Raw genomic sequence first — 14,885 nt, 5'->3', positions numbered from 1 at the left:
GCGTTACGCCCCCTTCACGGCGGCGACGACCTTCTGTGCGGCGTCAGCCAAATTGTCGGCGGGGATGATGGCGAGGCCGCTCTCGGCCAAGATCTTCTTGCCGAGCTCGACATTCGTGCCCTCGAGCCGCACGACGAGCGGCACGGACAGCGACAGGTTCTTGCTGGCCTCAACGATCCCCGAGGCGATCATGTCGCACTTGGCGATACCACCAAAAATGTTCACCAGGATCGCCTTGACGTTGGCGTCGGAGGTGATGATCCGGAACGCCTCCGTCACCCGCGCCGCATTCGCCGTGCCGCCAACGTCCAGGAAGTTCGCGGGCGAGGAGCCGTAGAGCTTGATGATGTCCATGGTCGCCATGGCAAGGCCGGCGCCGTTCACCATGCAGCCGATCTCACCGTCCAGCGCGACGTAGTTCAGCTCGTGCTTGGTGGCGTCCAGCTCCTTCGGGTCCATCTCGCTGTCGTCGCGCAGGGCCTCGAGGTCCTTGTGGCGGAACAGCGCGTTGTCGTCGAAGGAAACCTTGGCATCCAGCGCCACGATGTCGCCCGCGCCGGTGACGACCAGCGGGTTGATCTCGACGATGGCGCAGTCGAGTTCGAGGAAGGCGCCGTAGAGGCTGGTGACGAACTTCGTGAAGCTGCCCACCTGCTTGCCGGTCAGGCCCAGGCCGAAGGCCAGCTTCCGCGCATGGAAGCCGGAGATGCCGGAGGCGGGATCGACATGTACCTTCAGGATCTTCTCGGGGTGGTTCGCCGCCACCTCCTCGATCTCCATGCCGCCCTCGGTGGACGCCATGATGACCACGCGGGAGGTGGAGCGATCCACCAGCAGGCCGAGATACAGCTCCCGCTTGATGTCGCAGCCGGCCTCCACATAGACGCGGGACACGAGCTTGCCGCCCGGCCCGGTCTGCTTGGTGACCAGCGTATGGCCGATCATCGCCGCCGCGGCCGCCTTCGCCTCCTCCGGCGACTTGGCCAGGCGGACGCCGCCCTTGCCGTTCGGGTCATCGGCGAAGCGGCCGGCGCCGCGGCCGCCCGCATGGATCTGCGACTTCACCACATAGACCGGCCCGGGCAGCTTCTTCGCCGCCGCCTCCGCCTCCTCCGGCGTCCAGGCCACATGACCTTCCAGCACCGCGACACCGTAGCGCCGCAGCAACTCCTTCGCCTGGTATTCGTGGATGTTCATGCTGGGCTGGCTCCGCCGGAGGAGGGATGGATCAAACGCCGAGCTTCTTGAAGTCCTCGATCAGCTTCTTCACCGCATCGCAGCTCTTGTCGAAGGCGGCCTTCTCCTCCGGCGTGAACTGCACCTCGACGATCTTCTCCACACCCTTCTCGCCGATCACGACGGGTACGCCGACATAGAAGCCCTTCTGGCCGTACTCGCCATTCAGCAGCACGGCGCAGGGCAGCACCCGCTTCTTGTCCAGCAGGTAGCTCTCCGCCATGGCGATGGCGCTGGCTGCCGGCGCGTAGAAGGCGGAGCCGCGCTCCAGCAGCTTCACGATCTCGCCGCCGCCATTGGCAGTGCGGTTCACGATGGCGTCGATCTTCTCCTGCGTCGTCCAGCCCATCTTGATGAGGTCTGGCACCGGGATGCCGGCGACGGTGGAGTAGCGGGTCAGCGGCACCATGGTGTCGCCATGGCCGCCGAGCACGAAGGCGGTCACGTCCTCAACGCTCACCCCGAATTCCTGGGCGAGGAAGAGGCGGAAGCGGCTGCTGTCCAGCACGCCGGCCATGCCCACCACGCGCTCCGGCGGCAGGCCCGACTTCTGCTGCAGCACCCACACCATCACGTCCAGCGGGTTGGTGATGCAGATGACGAAGGCGTTCGGGGCGTAGGTCTTGATGCCCTCGCCCACCTTGGCGATGACCTCGGCATTCTTGGTCAGCAGATCGTCGCGGCTCATCCCCGGCATGCGCGGGAAGCCGGCGGTCACGATGCAGACATCGGCGCCGGCGATGGCGGCGTAGTCGCCGGTGCCGGCCATGGCGGAGTCGAAGCCGTCCACGGGACCGGACTGCATGATGTCCAGCGCCTTGCCCGCGGCAACGCCCGGGAAGACGTCGAACAGGACGACATCGCCCAGTTCCTTGAGGCCGATCAGGTGAGCGAGGGTGCCACCGATATTGCCGGCGCCGATCAGCGCGATCTTCTTGCGGGCCATGACGCGTCCCTATGCCTGTGGGGGCTATGCGAATGCTGCGCCGCTTCCTAGCCCGGCCCGGAAAGGGCGACAAGGCGCGGTGCTGGCGGCGCTGCCCTGCGCGTCGGGTGGGGCCGGCACAGTCGGGTAAGGGCAGGAAAAACAAGGAAAAGATCGGGGGCGCTGCCCCCGAACCCCTGCCGGGGAGGGAACCCCTCCCCGACCCCGGTCGGAGTCCTGGACCCGGGGGGTCCAACCAGCAAACCCAAGGGAAAAGCACCGCAGGTGGCCCCCGGGGAGAGTCAGGCGCAGAGCCTAAACGCCGCCTCGGGCAAATGCTAATATTTTCGGCATTCGCCCGATATTCCCGGCTTACAGCCCAAATATACGCCGTATAAGCTAAGGTTCTGCCCACTCTCGCGTCACTTTCTGCCCGGGCACCGCGATTCGGCGCGCCAAGCCGGTTGGCGGCCCGCCCCGCCCGTGATCCCCTTCGGATACCGCCGCATCGAAAAGGGGCCTTCCGCCATGCCCAGGCGCATGCACCTCGCCCTCGACATCTCCTGGACCCAGGTGGAGACCCTCTGGCGCGACCCGGGAAGCTGGGTCGGCCCCAACTACCCCGATCCCGGCCTGTTCGAGGAAGTGGCCCGCACCTGCGAGCGCGGGCTGTTCGACATGATCTTCTTCGGCGACGGCACCGGCATCCCGAACACCTGGAAGGACGACATCGAGGACGCCGCCCGCTGGGGCGTCGCCTGGCCGCGCATGGACATGTCGCCCTGGATCACCCTGATGTCCCGGGTGACCAGCCATGTCGGCTTCGGCCTGACCTATTCCTCGACCTTCATGCACCCCTTCTACACGGCGCGGCTGCTGAACAGCCTGGACCATGTGACGAACGGGCGCATGGCGTTCAACGTCATCACCTCCCAGCGCCGCTCCGACTACCAGAATTACGGCCATGACGAGCTGGTGGAACACGCCGTCCGCTACGACCGGATGGAGGAGTTCGTCGATGTCTGCAAGGCGCTCTGGGCCAGCGTCGAGCCCGGCGCCTTCCTCTGGGACCGCAAGACGGGGCAGGTGGCCGATCCGGCGAAGGTGAAGCCCATCCACCATGAGGGGCGCTTCTTCAGGGTGCGCGGGCCGCTGAACGCGCCGTCCTCGCCGCAGGGGCGGCCGGTGATGATCCAGGCTGGCGGCTCCCCCCGCGGCACCCGGGCCGCGGCGCATGTGGCGGACCACGTCTTCGCCGCCACGAAATCCCTGCCGCTGATGGCGAAGCAGCGGGCGGAGCTGGACGAGATCCTGCGCGAGAAGGGCCGCGACCCGTCCCAGGTCGGCATCGTCTGGTCCACCAAGGCGATCGTCGCCGAAACGGCCGCCGAGGCCGCGGCGATGAAAGAAAAGATCATCGAGGCAGTGCCGGAGGAAGCGGTCGGCGTCTGGCTCTCCCACAATAGCGGCTTCGACATGTCCACCCTGCCCTCCCGCTTCACCCTGCGGGAATTACAGGAGCGGATCGTGGCGGCGAATGCCTCCCCGGTCGGCTTCGTCGGGCTGCTGATCGCCGAGCATGGCGAGGATGGCGAGGTGACGCGGGAGGAATTCTTCCAGCACGGCCTGCGCGCCGCCACCGGCTACAGCAACACCCGCACCGGCACCGCAGCGCAGATCGCCGATCGGCTGGAGGAGGTGTTCGAGGCGACGGGCGAGCGCGGCGGCTTCATGCTGGGCCACAGCCAGGGCGGGCCGCGGGTGCAGCTGCAGAACCTGGTGACGCTGCTGGTGCCGGAGCTGCAACGCCGCGGCCGCTTCCGCCGCCACTACGAAGGCCGGACCCTGCGGGAGAATCTGGCGCCATGAGCGATATTCCCGCCCCTGGGCCCACGGCCGGCGCCGCACCTGGCGCTGCCCCCCTGGCCCGCCGCCTCGCCCTGCCGGAGCCGGCGCGGCTGCTGAACATCCTGCTGCCCCTGCTGCTGCTGGCCGGTGTCGGCTTGGCCTGGTGGGGGGCGGTGAAATTCTTCGCCATCCCGGAATACCTCCTCCCCTCCCCCATCGCGGTCGCACAGAAGATCGCGGAGGACGCCCCGCTGTTCTGGCGCCACACCAAGGCGACGGCGGCGGTGGTGCTGCTGGGCTTTCTGGTCAGCGCCGTGCTCGGCATCGGGCTGGCGCTGGCGGTGGTGCTGAACCGCACGCTGGAGCGGATGCTGATGCCGCTCATCGTCGGCTCCCAGACCATCCCGAAGGTCGCCATCGCGCCGCTTTTCGTCGTCTGGCTGGGATTCGGCCTGCCGCCCAAGGTGGCGGTCACCTTCCTGATCTCCTTCTTCCCCGTGGTCGTCGCCTCCGTTACCGGGCTGAAGGCGGTGGAGGCGGACATGCTGGACCTGGTCCGCTCCATGGGCGCGGGCGCGGTGAAATCCATCCTGAAGGTGCGCATTCCCACCGCGCTGCCGCAGATCTTCGCCGGGCTGAAGATCGCCATCTGCTCCGCCGTGGTGGGCGCCATCGTGGCGGAATTCGTCGGCTCGGATGTCGGGCTCGGCTATCTGCTGCTGACCTCCACCGCGACCCTGGACGGGCCGCTGGTGTGGTCCGCGCTGCTGATCCTAGTGGCGATGGGCATCGCGCTCTTCGTCGCCGTCGTCCAGCTCGAGCGGCTGGTCATCCCCTGGCACGTCTCCATCCGCAACGCCGGCTGAGGAGCAAGAGATGAGTTTCCGTATCACCCGGCGCGGGTTCGGCGCCACGCTGCTCGCCGCGCCGCTCGTTGGCCCCTTGGCCGCCCCGGCCGTCGCGCAGGGCCGCACCGCCGCCAGCCTGCGGCTGGACTGGGCGCTGTCCGGCTACCAGATCCCCTTCTACTGGGGGGTGGAGAAGGGCTTCTTCGCCGAGGAGGGCATCGAGCTCGACGTCCGGGACGGCTCCGGCTCGGCCAAGGCGGTCAATCTCGTCCAGGCGAAGGAGGACACCTTCGGCATGGCGGATTGCATGGTGACGGCGAATTCCGTCGCCCGCGGGGTGAAGGCGAAGAGCATCTTCGTCATCGTGCAGAATGGCGGCTCGGCCATCGTCTCCTGGGCGGAGAAGCCGATGCGGACGCCGCAGGAGATGATCGGCCGCAGCCTCGCCGCCGCGGCGGACCAGAAGACGACGCTGGACCTGCTGCTCTCGGCCAACGGCATCCGCCCGGACCAGGTGACGCTGCGCATCGTCGCCGTCGCGGCGCGCAACACGGTGTTCTACCAGGGGCAGGTGGAGGGCATCGTCAGCACCGTCATCGGCTCGCCCATGGACATGGTCGTCGCGGCGCGGGAGGGGAAGGGCAAGCCGATCCACATCATGCCCTTCGCCGATTTCGGGGTGAAGTCGATGAGCCAGGGGCTGCTGGTGCATGACGACACCATCGCGCAGAACCCGGACCTCGTCCGCCGCTTCACCCGCGCCGCCTCCCGCAGCGTCGCGGATTGCGTGCCGGCGGCCAACCATGACGCAGCGACGGACGTGGCGATGCGCCGCTCCCGCGCCCCGGCCAACCGGCGGGATTCGGTGAAGCTGCAATGGGAGCTGACGGTGCCGCGCCTCTATACCGCGGCGACGGAGGGCAAGCCGCTGGGCTTCACCACCGATGGCGATTGGGAGAATTGCCTGAACCTGCTGGTGCAGAGCGGCGCCATCACCGCGAACCAGAAGGTGCCAGTGAACACCATCTACACCAATGCGTTCATCCCGGCATGAGCGAGGTGCTGGAAGCAGCCCGGACGGTGACCGCCGGGAGGCCGGTGATCGCGCTGGAGGGGGTCGATCTCGCCTACCGCTCGAAGCGCGGGGCGGTGACGGCGCTGAGCGGCATCGAGCTGGCGGCGGCGCCGGGGGAGTTCCTGGCGGTGGTCGGGCCGTCCGGCTGCGGCAAGAGCACGCTGCTGAAGCTGGTCTCCGGCCTGCTGATGCCGAGTGCCGGCGCGGTGCGGGTGAAGGGGGCGGGGGTGACGGGCCCCTCGCCGGAGGTCGGGATCGTCTTCCAGTCGCCGCTGCTGATGCCCTGGCGCAGCGTGCTGGAGAACATCCTGCTGCCGATCGAGATCCGGGGCATGGACAAGGCGGCCTATCTGCCGACGGCCAAGGCGCTGATCGAATTGGTCGGCCTGTCCGGCTTCGCCGACCGGCATCCGTGGGAGCTTTCGGGCGGCATGCAGCAGCGCGTCGGGCTGTGCCGCGCCCTGGTGCATGACCCGGAGCTGCTGCTGATGGATGAGCCCTTCGGCGCCTTGGATGCGATGACGCGGGAGCAGATGAACGGTGAGCTCCAGCGCATCTGGATGGAGCAGCGCAAGACGGTGCTGCTGATCACCCATAGCATTTCGGAAGCCGTCTATCTGGCCGACCGCGTGCTGGTGATGAGTCCCCGCCCCGGCCGGATCATCGGCGACATTGCGGTGGATTTGCCGCGCCCCCGGACGCTGGACATGACGGAGACGGTGGGTTTTGCGCAGGTGGCGAACCGGGTGAGGCGTGCGTTGAGTGCGTCGGGCGGTATTGACTAGACGGCTCCGGACTCAAGGTTTCCAATGGCCTTTCGGCCTTTGGTAGGGGGAGTTTGAGGGGGACGACGTCCCCCTCAAACCGTCCGCAGCGCCTCGTAGGCTGCCCTGACCAGCACCGGCCCATGCTTCCGTTCCAGCCTGCGGATGGTGAAATGCGCCGTGGCGATGCCGCGGAAGTGCTCCAGGAAGGCGAGGTTCACCGCCGCCCCGCCTGCCGCGCCGATCACCGGCGCCGCCTGGGCGGAAAGCTTCACCGCGACCGGCGCCCCGAAGCGCGCCGCGACGGCGCCGAGGAAGCCCGGCAGCAGCCCGGCCAGCCCTCGCCCCACCGCGCCCTGCAAGGTTTCCGCCAGGGCCAGGCGCAGGGCGAAATAGCCGCTTTCCGCCGCGTCATCCGTCGGGTCCCTGCCGCCCAGGGCGAAGACCTTCAGGCATTCCGCCTGGGCTTCGGCGCGCGACAGGTCTTCCCCCTGCTCCGCCGCGATGGCCGCCACCTGGCGCAGCAGCAGGGTGGTGGAGACGGGCAGTTCCAGCAGCGTGCCCGGCAGGCCCAGCGCCCCGCCGGCAACGCCGGAAGCCGCCAGCAGCCCGCGATGCAGCCAGGCGCCGGAGAGCGGCGTGGGATTGCGCGCCGGATCGCTCTTCAGCGCGGTGCGCATGGCCACTTCCAGCGCGCGCTGCACCGCCGCCATCAGCAGGCGCTGGGCCGGCAGCGGCAATTGCCGCCGCAGCGAGTCGACGGAGCTGCCGACCAGGCTGGCCAGGCGCATGGGGAGGGAGACGCCCTCCAGCACCGCCAGGGCGGATTCCAGCTCCTGCTGGGCCTCGGGCGGCAAGGTGGCGGGGACGGGCAGGGTTCGGTCGCTCATCGGCAGGGCAACAACCTTCGGGATGGCGCCGGGTTCGCCGGCCCGGCAGGATGTGGGGAGGAGCCCGGAGACACGCCATGGATGGCAGCCTCGCCCCCAGCCAGATCCGCACCGCCTGCCCGCATGACTGCCCCAGCGCCTGCGTGCTGGAGGTGGAGAAGCTCTCGCCGACGCGGATCGGCCGGGTGCGCGGCTCGGCCGCCTATGACTACACGGCCGGCACCTGCTGCGCGAAGGTGGCGCGGTATGCGGAGCGGGTGCATCACCCGGGGCGGCTGGCGCGGCCGCTGCTGCGGGTGGGCGCCAAGGGCGAGGGGCGCTTCGCCGAGATCGGCTGGGACGAGGCGCTGGACCGGGTTGCGGAAGCGTTCCGCGCCGCCGCGGCGGAGTACGGTCCGGAGGCGGTCTGGCCCTACCACAGCGGCGGGACGCTCGGCGTGCTCTCCCGCTGGGGGATCGACCGGCTGCGGCATGTGATGGGGTATTCGCGGCAGATCTCCACCATCTGCATCACCCCGGCGCAGATGGGCTGGAAGGCCGGCATCGGCGCCGCCCGCGGCAGCGACCCGCGGGGGGTAGCGGAGGCCGACCTGATCCTGATGTGGGGCGGCAACCCGGTCGCCACCCAGGTGAACCTGATGAGCCATATCCAGCGGGCGCGGAAATCGCGCGGGGCGAAGCTGGTGGTGATCGACGCCTATCGGTCGCCGTCCATCGAGGCCGCCGATCTGGGGCTGGTGCTGCGGCCGGGCACGGATGCGGCGCTGGCGCTGGCGCTGATGGCGGCGGCGCTGGAGGCGGGGGCGGCGGACCGGGACTTCCTGGCGCAGCACACCGACTGGTCGGCGGAGGTGGAGGCGCATATCCGCAGCCATTCCATCCCCTGGGCGGCGGAGGTCACGGGGCTCAGCGAGGCGGCGATCGCGGAGCTGGCGCGGCTCTACATCGAAACGCCGCGGCTGTTCCTGCGCGCCGGCGTCGGCTTCACCCGGCACCGCAACGGGGCGGCGACCATGCATGCCGTCTCCTGCCTTGCCGCCCTGACCGGCGCCTGGGCGAAGGAGGGCGGCGGCGCCTTCTTCTACGCGCTGGATGGCTGGGGGCTGGATACGCGGCTCGCCTGGGCCAGCGACCGGATCGACCCGAAGGTGCGGGTGCTGGACCAGTCCCGCATCGGCGCGGTGCTGAATAGCGAGGCGGAGGCGCTCTGCGGCGGGCCGCCGGTGAAGGCCATGCTGATCCAGAACGCCAACAGCGCGGAGGTGGCGCCGGACAGCCATGCGGTGCGCCGCGGCCTGGCGCGGGAGGACCTGTTCCTCGCGGTGCATGAGCAATTCCTGACGCCCACCGCCGCCTTCGCCGATATCGTCCTGCCGGCGACCACCTTCCTTGAGCAGAACGACATCACCATGGGCCTCGGCCACACGGCGCTGACCGTGGCGCCGCAGGTGATCGCGCCCTATGCCGAGGCGCGGTCCAACCATGCGGTGGTGCAGGGGCTGGCGGCGCGCCTCGGGGCGGAGCATCCTGGCTTCGGGATGAGCGATGTCGAGATTCTGGATTCGACGCTCCGCGCCTCCGGCCATGGCGGCTGGGCGGAGGCGGTGGCGCAGGGCTTCCTGCCGGTGGCGAATGCCATCCCCTCGGGCCCGGCCTTCGCCGGCTTCCCGCAGCCGGACGGGCGCTTCCGCTTCCGCCCGGATTGGGCGGCCCTCGGCCCCTATGGCGGGGAGATGCCGTCCCTGCCGAGCTACTGGCAGAAGCTGGAATGGGCGGGGGCGGACACGCCCTTCCGCCTGATCACCCCGCCGGCGCGCAGCTTCCTCAACACCAGTTTCACCGAAACGCCGGGTTCCAAGAAGCGCGAGGGGGCGCCGGTGCTGCGGGTGAACCCGAAGAATGCGGCGCGGCTCGGAATCACCGATGGGGCGACGGTGCGCATCGGCAATGCGCGCGGCGCGCTGACGCTGAAGGCGATGCTGTTCGACGGGGTGCTGGAAGGGGTGCTGGCGCTGGAAGGCATTTCTCCCAGTGCCGATTTCCCGGAGGGCATCGGGGTGAACGCACTGGTCGGCGCGGACCCGGTGGCGCCGGCCGGGGGCGTGGCGTTTCACGATATCGCGGTGTGGCTGCGGCCGGCTTAGCCGATAGCTGTTCCTACTGCCCATCTGCCGCCGGAGAGGGCTGTGCCTTCCGTCAGGAACCCTGGCGCGACCGGATGTTGTCGCGAAGCCAAGCGGCGAAGCCTTCCTCCGGCAGGTCGCCGGCGGCGAGGTCGAGCATGGCGGCGATAGCCTCGCCCTCGGCCAGCTCGGTCACCACGCCGTTCCGATCCAGGAAAACAATGGCAGCGATGAAGGCGGTACGCTTGTTGCCATCGGCGAAGGGATGGTTGCGCACGATCCCGCCGGCATAGCCTGCCGCCAGCCGGCAAAGATCCCCTTCGCCTTCATAGGCATGCAGGTTCTGCGGACGGGCCAGCGCACTGTCCAGCAGCCCGTGATCTCGGACACCGGCCAACCCGCCATGCTCCGCCAGGGCCGCGCGGTGCAACAGCAGCAGAACTTCGCGGTCCAGCCAGTGCGGCTCGCCACTCACTTTGCCAATTCGCGCAGGACATTGCGGTATTTGCGCATCACCTCGCGCCCGATGCGCAACTGCTCCTCCTGCTCGGCGGTCAGGCGCGTCAGCGTCAGGCCTTCGGGAGTCTCGATCGCATGCAGGGTATCCCCCTCCTGCAGGTTCAACCGCGCCAGCAACTCCTTCGGCAGCACCACCCCCACCGAATTCCCGATCGCGCGCAGCTTCAGCGTGGCCATGGCGGCAGCCCCTTCGTGTCCACGCAGGTTATAACACCCCCGGCCCATCCCAGGCCAGGGAAAGTTATAACACTCGTATCTACAGAATATACCGGCTGAGATCCGCGCTCCCCGCCAGCGGCGCCACCTTCTCCTGCACATAGGCCGCATCCACCGGCACCGTCTCGCCGCCGCGGTCGCTGGCGGTGAAGCTGATTTCCTCCAGCAGCCGCTCCAGCACCGTCGCCAGGCGCCGCGCGCCGATATTCTCCACCTTCGCGTTGATGTCGGCCGCCAGGTCGGCGATGGCGTCCACCGCATCCTCCTTCACCTCCAGCGTCACCCCCTCGGTGCCCAGCAGCGCGACATACTGCTTGATGAGGGAATGCTCCGGCTCGGTCAGGATGCGGCGGAAATCCTCCCGCGTCAGGGCGGAGAGCTCCACCCGGATCGGCAGCCGGCCCTGCAGCTCCGGCAGCAGGTCGGAGGGCTTCGACAGGTGGAAGGCGCCGGAGGCGATGAAGAGGATGTGGTCCGTCTTCACCGGCCCATGCTTGGTGGTAACGGTGGTGCCCTCGATCAGCGGCAGCAGGTCGCGCTGCACGCCCTCGCGGCTGACATCGCCGCCCCGCACCCCGTTCTCCGAGGAGCCGCGGGCGATCTTGTCCACCTCGTCGAGGAAGACGATGCCGTTGTTCTCGGCGTTCGCCACCGCCTCGCGGGTCAACTGCTCCTGGTCCAGCAGCTTGTCCGCCTCGTCCTTCAGCAGCGCCTGGCGCGCCTCGGCGACGGTCATCTTCCGCGCCTTGGTGCGGCCGCCGAACATCTTGCCCAGCATGTCCTGCATGTTCTGCATCTGCAGCCCTTGCGCGCCCGGCAGGTCGATCATGCCGATCGGCATGCCGCCGCCGGCATCGGCCACCTGCACCTCCACCTCGCGGCTCTCGAGCTGGCCCTCGCGCAGCATGCGGCGGAATTTCAGCCGCGTCTCGCCGGAGGCCCCCTCGCCCACCAGCGCCGTCACCAGCCTTTCCTCCGCCGCCAGCTCCGCCTTGGCCTGCACGCCCTTGCGGGAGGCTTCGCGCGTCTGGGTGATGGAGACCTCGACCAGGTCGCGGACAATGCTCTCCACGTCGCGGCCGACATAGCCGACCTCGGTGAATTTCGTCGCCTCCACCTTCAGGAAGGGCGCGTTGGCCAGCTTCGCCAGGCGGCGGGCGATCTCCGTCTTGCCGCAGCCGGTCGGGCCGATCATCAGGATGTTCTTCGGCACCACCTCCTCGCGCAGCCCCTCCGGCAGTTGCTGCCGGCGCCAGCGGTTGCGCAGCGCGATGGCGACGGCCCGCTTGGCGTCATGCTGGCCGACGATGTAGCGGTCCAGCTCCGAGACGATCTCGCGCGGGGAGAGGTTCACGGCTTCCAGCATCAGGCGGCGTCCAGGGTTTCCAGCACGATATTGCCATTGGTGTAGACACAGATGTCGCCGGCGATCTTCATGGCCCGGCGGCAGATCTCCTCGGCGTCCATCCCCTCCACCGGCAGCAGCGCCCGGGCGGCGGCCAGGGCGTAATTGCCGCCGGAGCCGATGCCGATGACGGCATCCTCCGGCTCCAGCACATCGCCCTGGCCGGTCAGCAGCAGGGAGCGGCGGGCGTCGGCGACGGCCAGCAGCGCTTCCAGCCGCCGCAGGTAGCGGTCGCTGCGCCAATCCTTGGCGAGTTCGACGCAGGCGCGTTCGAGCTGGTCCGGGAAGCGTTCCAGCTTCGCCTCCAGCCGTTCCAGCAGGGTGAAGGCATCGGCGGTGGCGCCGGCGAAGCCGGCCAGGACCTTGCCATTGGCGATGCGGCGGACCTTGCGGGCATTGCCCTTCACCACGGTCTGGCCGAGGGAGACCTGGCCGTCCCCGGCCATGGCGACCCGCCCGCCCTTGCGGACGGAGAGGATGGTGGTGCCGTGCCAGCCGGCGAGGTCCGGTGCGGCCTGGGAGTAGGGGGTAGGCATGGCAGCCATGTGGCCCTTTCCCCCGCCGGCGGCAACCGGGGCGGGCCGAACGGCCGATCCGCCCTCCTTCCCCGCCCTCCTTCCCCGCCCTCCTTCCCCTTGGCCTCCTCTCTTCACCCCTTTCCCCACTCGCCTCCCCCTCCCCTTCCATCCCGGTTGCTCCGCCCCCCCTGCCGGCGTATCTCCTCGCCGATGTCCGCCCCTCGCACCGCCACCCTCACCCGCACCACCTCCGAGACCGCCATCACCGCCACCATGGTGCTGGACGGCACCGGCGCGGTCAGCGTCGCGACCGGCATCGGTTTCCTCGACCATATGCTGACGGCGCTAGGCCGCCACGCCCTCATCGACCTGGACATCCAGGCGGCGGGCGACCTGCATATCGACGACCATCATACGACTGAGGATGTCGGCATCGTCCTCGGCCAGTGCCTGCGCCAGGCGCTGGCGGAAAAGCGCGGCATCCGCCGCTACGGCCACGCCCTCATCCCCATGGATGAGGCGCTGGCGGAAGCCGCCATCGACATTTCCGGCCGCCCCTTCCTCGCCTGGTCCGTGCCCTTCCAGCGCGACAAGATCGGGACGATGGATACCGAGCTGTTCGAGGAATTCTTCCGCGCCTTCGCCTTCAATGCCGGCATCACCCTGCACCTGACCTTGAAGGCAGGCACCAACGCGCACCATGTGGCCGAGGCCTGTTTCAAGGCGCTGGCCCGCAGCCTCCGCATGGCGGTGGAGCTGGATCCGCGGGCCGCGGATGCGATTCCCTCCACCAAGGGGGTGCTGGAGGCCTGATGCGCGTCTGGACCGTCCATCTCCCGCCCGAGGCCGAACGCCTTGCGCGGGCCGGCAGCGTGCCGCCCACCGGCCCGGCTGCCGCCGCGCCCGCCCCCCGGCCTGGCCCGGCGGCGCGGCCCGCTTTGATGCTGCGGGAAGGCTTCGCCTGGGGTGCCTTCCTGTTCGGCCCGTTCTGGCTGCTGCGCCACCGGCTGTGGTGGGGGGCCATGGCCTGGCTCGGCCTGGTCCTGCTGCTGGCCGTCCTGGCGCCGGGCTGGGCCGTGCTGCCCAGCCTGCTGGCCGGGCAATTCCTGCTCGGCGCCATGGCGCAGGATCTCCGCGCCGCCGCCCTCGCCCGCCGCGGCTACGCCCTGGGCGCCGTGGTCGCCGCCCGGGATGAGGCGGAGGCGCTGCGCCGCCTGCTGGCCGCCCGCCCCGCCCTCGCCCTCCCCCTGGCCGCCCCTCTCGCCGCCGCCTCGGCATGAGCGCGAAGCTGCCCATCGCGGTGGTCGATCCCGGCTCCGGCAACCTCGCCTCCGTGATGCGGGCGCTGGAACGGGCCGCCGCCACCGCCGGTATCCCCATCGCCGCCGCGGTGACGCGGGAGGCGGAGGCGGTCCGCCGCGCCGACCGCATCATCCTGCCCGGCCAGGGCGCCTTCGCCGCCTGCATGCGCGGCCTGCTCGCCTTGCCCGGCATGGTGGAAGCGCTGAACGAACGCGTCGCCGCCGGCGCCCCGCTGCTCGGCATCTGCGTCGGCATGCAGGTGATGGCGGAGCGCGGCCTCGAGCACGGCGTGACCCCGGGCCTCGGCTGGATTGCCGGGGACATGGCGCCGATGGCGCCGAAGGATGAAGCCGGCGCCCCCCTGCCCCTGCCGCAGATGGGCTGGAACACGCTGGATTTCCCCGCCGGCCGCCACCCTTTGCTGGCCGGCATCGCCCCCGGCGAGCATGCCTATTTCGTCCATTCCTACGCCCTCCAGGGCGGCCGGCAGGAGGAGCTCCTGGCCACCACCGACTATGGCGGCCCGGTCGTCGCCATGGTCGGACGCGGCAATATCGCCGGCACTCAGTTCCACGCCGAGAAGAGCGCGACGGTCGGGTTGCGCCTCCTCGGCAATTTCCTGCGCTGGACGCCATGAGCGAGACCTCTCCCACCCATCTCCTGGTCGAACGCGTCACCGAGCTTTCCGACCACGACATGGCGGAGCTCTGCGAGGCGACCGATGCCGCCATCATCGAGGGCGGCGGCTTCGGCTGGATCGAGCCCCAGGGCCGCGCTGCCCTGGAACGCCATTTCCGCGGCGTGCTGCTGGTGCCGGAACGGGAGCTGTTCATCGCCCGGCTGGACGGCATGGTGGTGGGCAGCGCCCAGCTCGTCCGCCCGCCCCGCAACAATGAGGCGCAGGCGATCGGCGCCACCCTGACCCATGCCTATATCGCCCCCTATGCCCGCGGCCATGGCCTCGCCCGGCTGATGCTGCGGCGGGTGGAGGAGCGCGCCGCCGCCCTCGGCCACCGCGTCCTCAACCTGGATGTGCGGGAGACGCAGCAGACCGCGATCAACCTCTTCGAGGGCATGGGCTATATCCGCTGGGGCACCCATCCCGCCTATGCGCGGGTGCGCGGCCAGACCGTCGCCGGCCATTACTATTACAAGCCCCTGGAGCCGGGCCGTGGCCGCAGCACCGGCCAGGTGCTGGGGCTGAACCAATAGGTCC

General features: G+C 69.7%; 16 protein-coding genes. 9 read left to right on the top strand and 7 right to left on the bottom strand.

Features of this window, described 5'->3' with window-relative positions; translation table 11 throughout:
* Nucleotides 1-3: 3 nt before the first annotated feature.
* Together sucC and mdh are read right to left on the bottom strand one after the other, a co-directional pair.
* Nucleotides 4-1,197, bottom strand: coding sequence for an ADP-forming succinate--CoA ligase subunit beta (gene sucC / locus E5N76_RS09510; protein ID WP_149537053.1), 1,194 nt, complete (start codon nucleotides 1,195-1,197; stop codon nucleotides 4-6).
* A gap of 31 nt (nucleotides 1,198-1,228) precedes the next feature.
* Nucleotides 1,229-2,182: a malate dehydrogenase gene (gene mdh, locus E5N76_RS09505; RefSeq protein WP_149537052.1), complete on the bottom strand. Its 954-nt coding sequence runs from the start codon at nucleotides 2,180-2,182 to the stop codon at nucleotides 1,229-1,231.
* A 507-nt stretch (nucleotides 2,183-2,689) separates the two neighbouring features.
* Here mdh and E5N76_RS09500 point away from each other — a divergent pair.
* The 4 genes from E5N76_RS09500 to E5N76_RS09485 are packed head-to-tail and all read left to right on the top strand — an operon-like array spanning nucleotide 2,690 to nucleotide 6,717.
* Nucleotides 2,690-4,030 carry an NtaA/DmoA family FMN-dependent monooxygenase gene (locus tag E5N76_RS09500; protein WP_149537051.1) on the top strand — a complete coding sequence of 447 codons (1,341 nt, stop codon included), beginning with the start codon at nucleotides 2,690-2,692 and terminating at the stop codon, nucleotides 4,028-4,030.
* A complete protein-coding gene (locus E5N76_RS09495; RefSeq protein WP_149537050.1) occupies nucleotides 4,027-4,875 on the top strand; it encodes an ABC transporter permease in 849 nt (282 codons plus the stop codon). Before E5N76_RS09500 ends, E5N76_RS09495 begins: the two co-directional genes overlap by 4 nt.
* Nucleotides 4,876-4,885: 10 nt before the next feature.
* A complete protein-coding gene (locus E5N76_RS09490; protein WP_149537049.1) occupies nucleotides 4,886-5,911 on the top strand; it encodes an ABC transporter substrate-binding protein in 1,026 nt (341 codons plus the stop codon).
* Nucleotides 5,908-6,717 carry an ABC transporter ATP-binding protein gene (locus tag E5N76_RS09485; RefSeq protein WP_149537048.1) on the top strand — a complete coding sequence of 270 codons (810 nt, stop codon included), beginning with the start codon at nucleotides 5,908-5,910 and terminating at the stop codon, nucleotides 6,715-6,717. The genes E5N76_RS09490 and E5N76_RS09485 overlap by 4 nt, the downstream gene beginning before the upstream one ends.
* Nucleotides 6,718-6,791: 74 nt before the next feature.
* On the opposite strand, the gene E5N76_RS09480 is transcribed toward E5N76_RS09485, so the two are convergent.
* Nucleotides 6,792-7,586 (bottom strand): EcsC family protein, encoded by a 795-nt coding sequence (locus E5N76_RS09480; protein ID WP_149537047.1) that lies wholly within the window; start codon nucleotides 7,584-7,586, stop codon nucleotides 6,792-6,794.
* 77 nt (nucleotides 7,587-7,663) lie between these two features.
* Between E5N76_RS09480 and E5N76_RS09475 the strand changes: the two genes are divergently transcribed.
* Nucleotides 7,664-9,730, top strand: coding sequence for a molybdopterin-containing oxidoreductase family protein (locus tag E5N76_RS09475; protein WP_149537046.1), 2,067 nt, complete (start codon nucleotides 7,664-7,666; stop codon nucleotides 9,728-9,730).
* Nucleotides 9,731-9,782: 52 nt separating this feature from the next.
* Here E5N76_RS09475 and E5N76_RS09470 read toward each other — a convergent pair whose 3' ends face one another.
* The 4 genes from E5N76_RS09470 to hslV all read right to left on the bottom strand — a co-directional run bounded on the left by E5N76_RS09470 (nucleotide 9,783) and on the right by hslV (nucleotide 12,394).
* On the bottom strand, nucleotides 9,783-10,184 hold the full coding sequence (locus E5N76_RS09470; RefSeq protein WP_149537045.1) for a type II toxin-antitoxin system death-on-curing family toxin: 402 nt from the start codon (nucleotides 10,182-10,184) through the stop codon (nucleotides 9,783-9,785).
* A complete protein-coding gene (locus E5N76_RS09465; RefSeq protein WP_149537044.1) occupies nucleotides 10,181-10,405 on the bottom strand; it encodes an AbrB/MazE/SpoVT family DNA-binding domain-containing protein in 225 nt (74 codons plus the stop codon). Before E5N76_RS09465 ends, E5N76_RS09470 begins: the two co-directional genes overlap by 4 nt.
* 79 nt (nucleotides 10,406-10,484) lie before the next feature.
* Nucleotides 10,485-11,810: an ATP-dependent protease ATPase subunit HslU gene (gene hslU, locus E5N76_RS09460; protein WP_149537043.1), complete on the bottom strand. Its 1,326-nt coding sequence runs from the start codon at nucleotides 11,808-11,810 to the stop codon at nucleotides 10,485-10,487.
* Entirely contained in the window at nucleotides 11,810-12,394 is a 585-nt protein-coding gene (gene hslV, locus E5N76_RS09455; protein ID WP_408021700.1) for an ATP-dependent protease subunit HslV, read from the bottom strand. The genes hslU and hslV overlap by 1 nt, the downstream gene beginning before the upstream one ends.
* A 183-nt stretch (nucleotides 12,395-12,577) precedes the next feature.
* On the opposite strand from hslV, the gene hisB reads away from it, so the two are divergent.
* The 4 genes from hisB to E5N76_RS09435 are packed head-to-tail and all read left to right on the top strand — an operon-like array spanning nucleotide 12,578 to nucleotide 14,881.
* Nucleotides 12,578-13,180, top strand: a complete 603-nt coding sequence (gene hisB, locus E5N76_RS09450; protein ID WP_149537042.1) for an imidazoleglycerol-phosphate dehydratase HisB — start codon at nucleotides 12,578-12,580, stop codon at nucleotides 13,178-13,180.
* Nucleotides 13,180-13,647 carry a DUF2628 domain-containing protein gene (locus tag E5N76_RS09445; protein WP_149537041.1) on the top strand — a complete coding sequence of 156 codons (468 nt, stop codon included), beginning with the start codon at nucleotides 13,180-13,182 and terminating at the stop codon, nucleotides 13,645-13,647. Before hisB ends, E5N76_RS09445 begins: the two co-directional genes overlap by 1 nt.
* Nucleotides 13,644-14,306: an imidazole glycerol phosphate synthase subunit HisH gene (gene hisH / locus E5N76_RS09440; RefSeq protein ID WP_149537040.1), complete on the top strand. Its 663-nt coding sequence runs from the start codon at nucleotides 13,644-13,646 to the stop codon at nucleotides 14,304-14,306. Before E5N76_RS09445 ends, hisH begins: the two co-directional genes overlap by 4 nt.
* Nucleotides 14,303-14,881: a GNAT family N-acetyltransferase gene (locus tag E5N76_RS09435; RefSeq protein WP_149537039.1), complete on the top strand. Its 579-nt coding sequence runs from the start codon at nucleotides 14,303-14,305 to the stop codon at nucleotides 14,879-14,881. The genes hisH and E5N76_RS09435 overlap by 4 nt, the downstream gene beginning before the upstream one ends.
* Nucleotides 14,882-14,885: the final 4 nt, after the last annotated feature.

This window comes from Siccirubricoccus phaeus, from assembly GCF_008360935.1.
In the GTDB taxonomy this organism is placed as follows: domain Bacteria; phylum Pseudomonadota; class Alphaproteobacteria; order Acetobacterales; family Acetobacteraceae; genus Siccirubricoccus; species Siccirubricoccus phaeus.
The sequence above is the reverse complement of the archived record's forward strand: the minus strand, read 5'-3'. Positions and strand labels throughout refer to the sequence as shown.

Coding starts and splice junctions, on each gene's coding strand:
- E5N76_RS09490 (WP_149537049.1), top strand. CDS start 4,886: ATGAGTTTCCGTATCACCCGGCGCGGGTTCGGCGCCACGCTGCTCGCC.
- E5N76_RS09485 (WP_149537048.1), top strand. CDS start 5,908: ATGAGCGAGGTGCTGGAAGCAGCCCGGACGGTGACCGCCGGGAGGCCG.
- E5N76_RS09445 (WP_149537041.1), top strand. CDS start 13,180: ATGCGCGTCTGGACCGTCCATCTCCCGCCCGAGGCCGAACGCCTTGCG.
- E5N76_RS09480 (WP_149537047.1), bottom strand. CDS start 7,586: ATGAGCGACCGAACCCTGCCCGTCCCCGCCACCTTGCCGCCCGAGGCC.
- hslU (WP_149537043.1), bottom strand. CDS start 11,810: ATGCTGGAAGCCGTGAACCTCTCCCCGCGCGAGATCGTCTCGGAGCTG.
- hisH (WP_149537040.1), top strand. CDS start 13,644: ATGAGCGCGAAGCTGCCCATCGCGGTGGTCGATCCCGGCTCCGGCAAC.
- E5N76_RS09435 (WP_149537039.1), top strand. CDS start 14,303: ATGAGCGAGACCTCTCCCACCCATCTCCTGGTCGAACGCGTCACCGAG.
- sucC (WP_149537053.1), bottom strand. CDS start 1,197: ATGAACATCCACGAATACCAGGCGAAGGAGTTGCTGCGGCGCTACGGT.
- E5N76_RS09495 (WP_149537050.1), top strand. CDS start 4,027: ATGAGCGATATTCCCGCCCCTGGGCCCACGGCCGGCGCCGCACCTGGC.
- E5N76_RS09475 (WP_149537046.1), top strand. CDS start 7,664: ATGGATGGCAGCCTCGCCCCCAGCCAGATCCGCACCGCCTGCCCGCAT.
- hisB (WP_149537042.1), top strand. CDS start 12,578: ATGTCCGCCCCTCGCACCGCCACCCTCACCCGCACCACCTCCGAGACC.
- E5N76_RS09465 (WP_149537044.1), bottom strand. CDS start 10,405: ATGGCCACGCTGAAGCTGCGCGCGATCGGGAATTCGGTGGGGGTGGTG.
- hslV (WP_408021700.1), bottom strand. CDS start 12,394: ATGGCTGCCATGCCTACCCCCTACTCCCAGGCCGCACCGGACCTCGCC.
- E5N76_RS09500 (WP_149537051.1), top strand. CDS start 2,690: ATGCCCAGGCGCATGCACCTCGCCCTCGACATCTCCTGGACCCAGGTG.
- mdh (WP_149537052.1), bottom strand. CDS start 2,182: ATGGCCCGCAAGAAGATCGCGCTGATCGGCGCCGGCAATATCGGTGGC.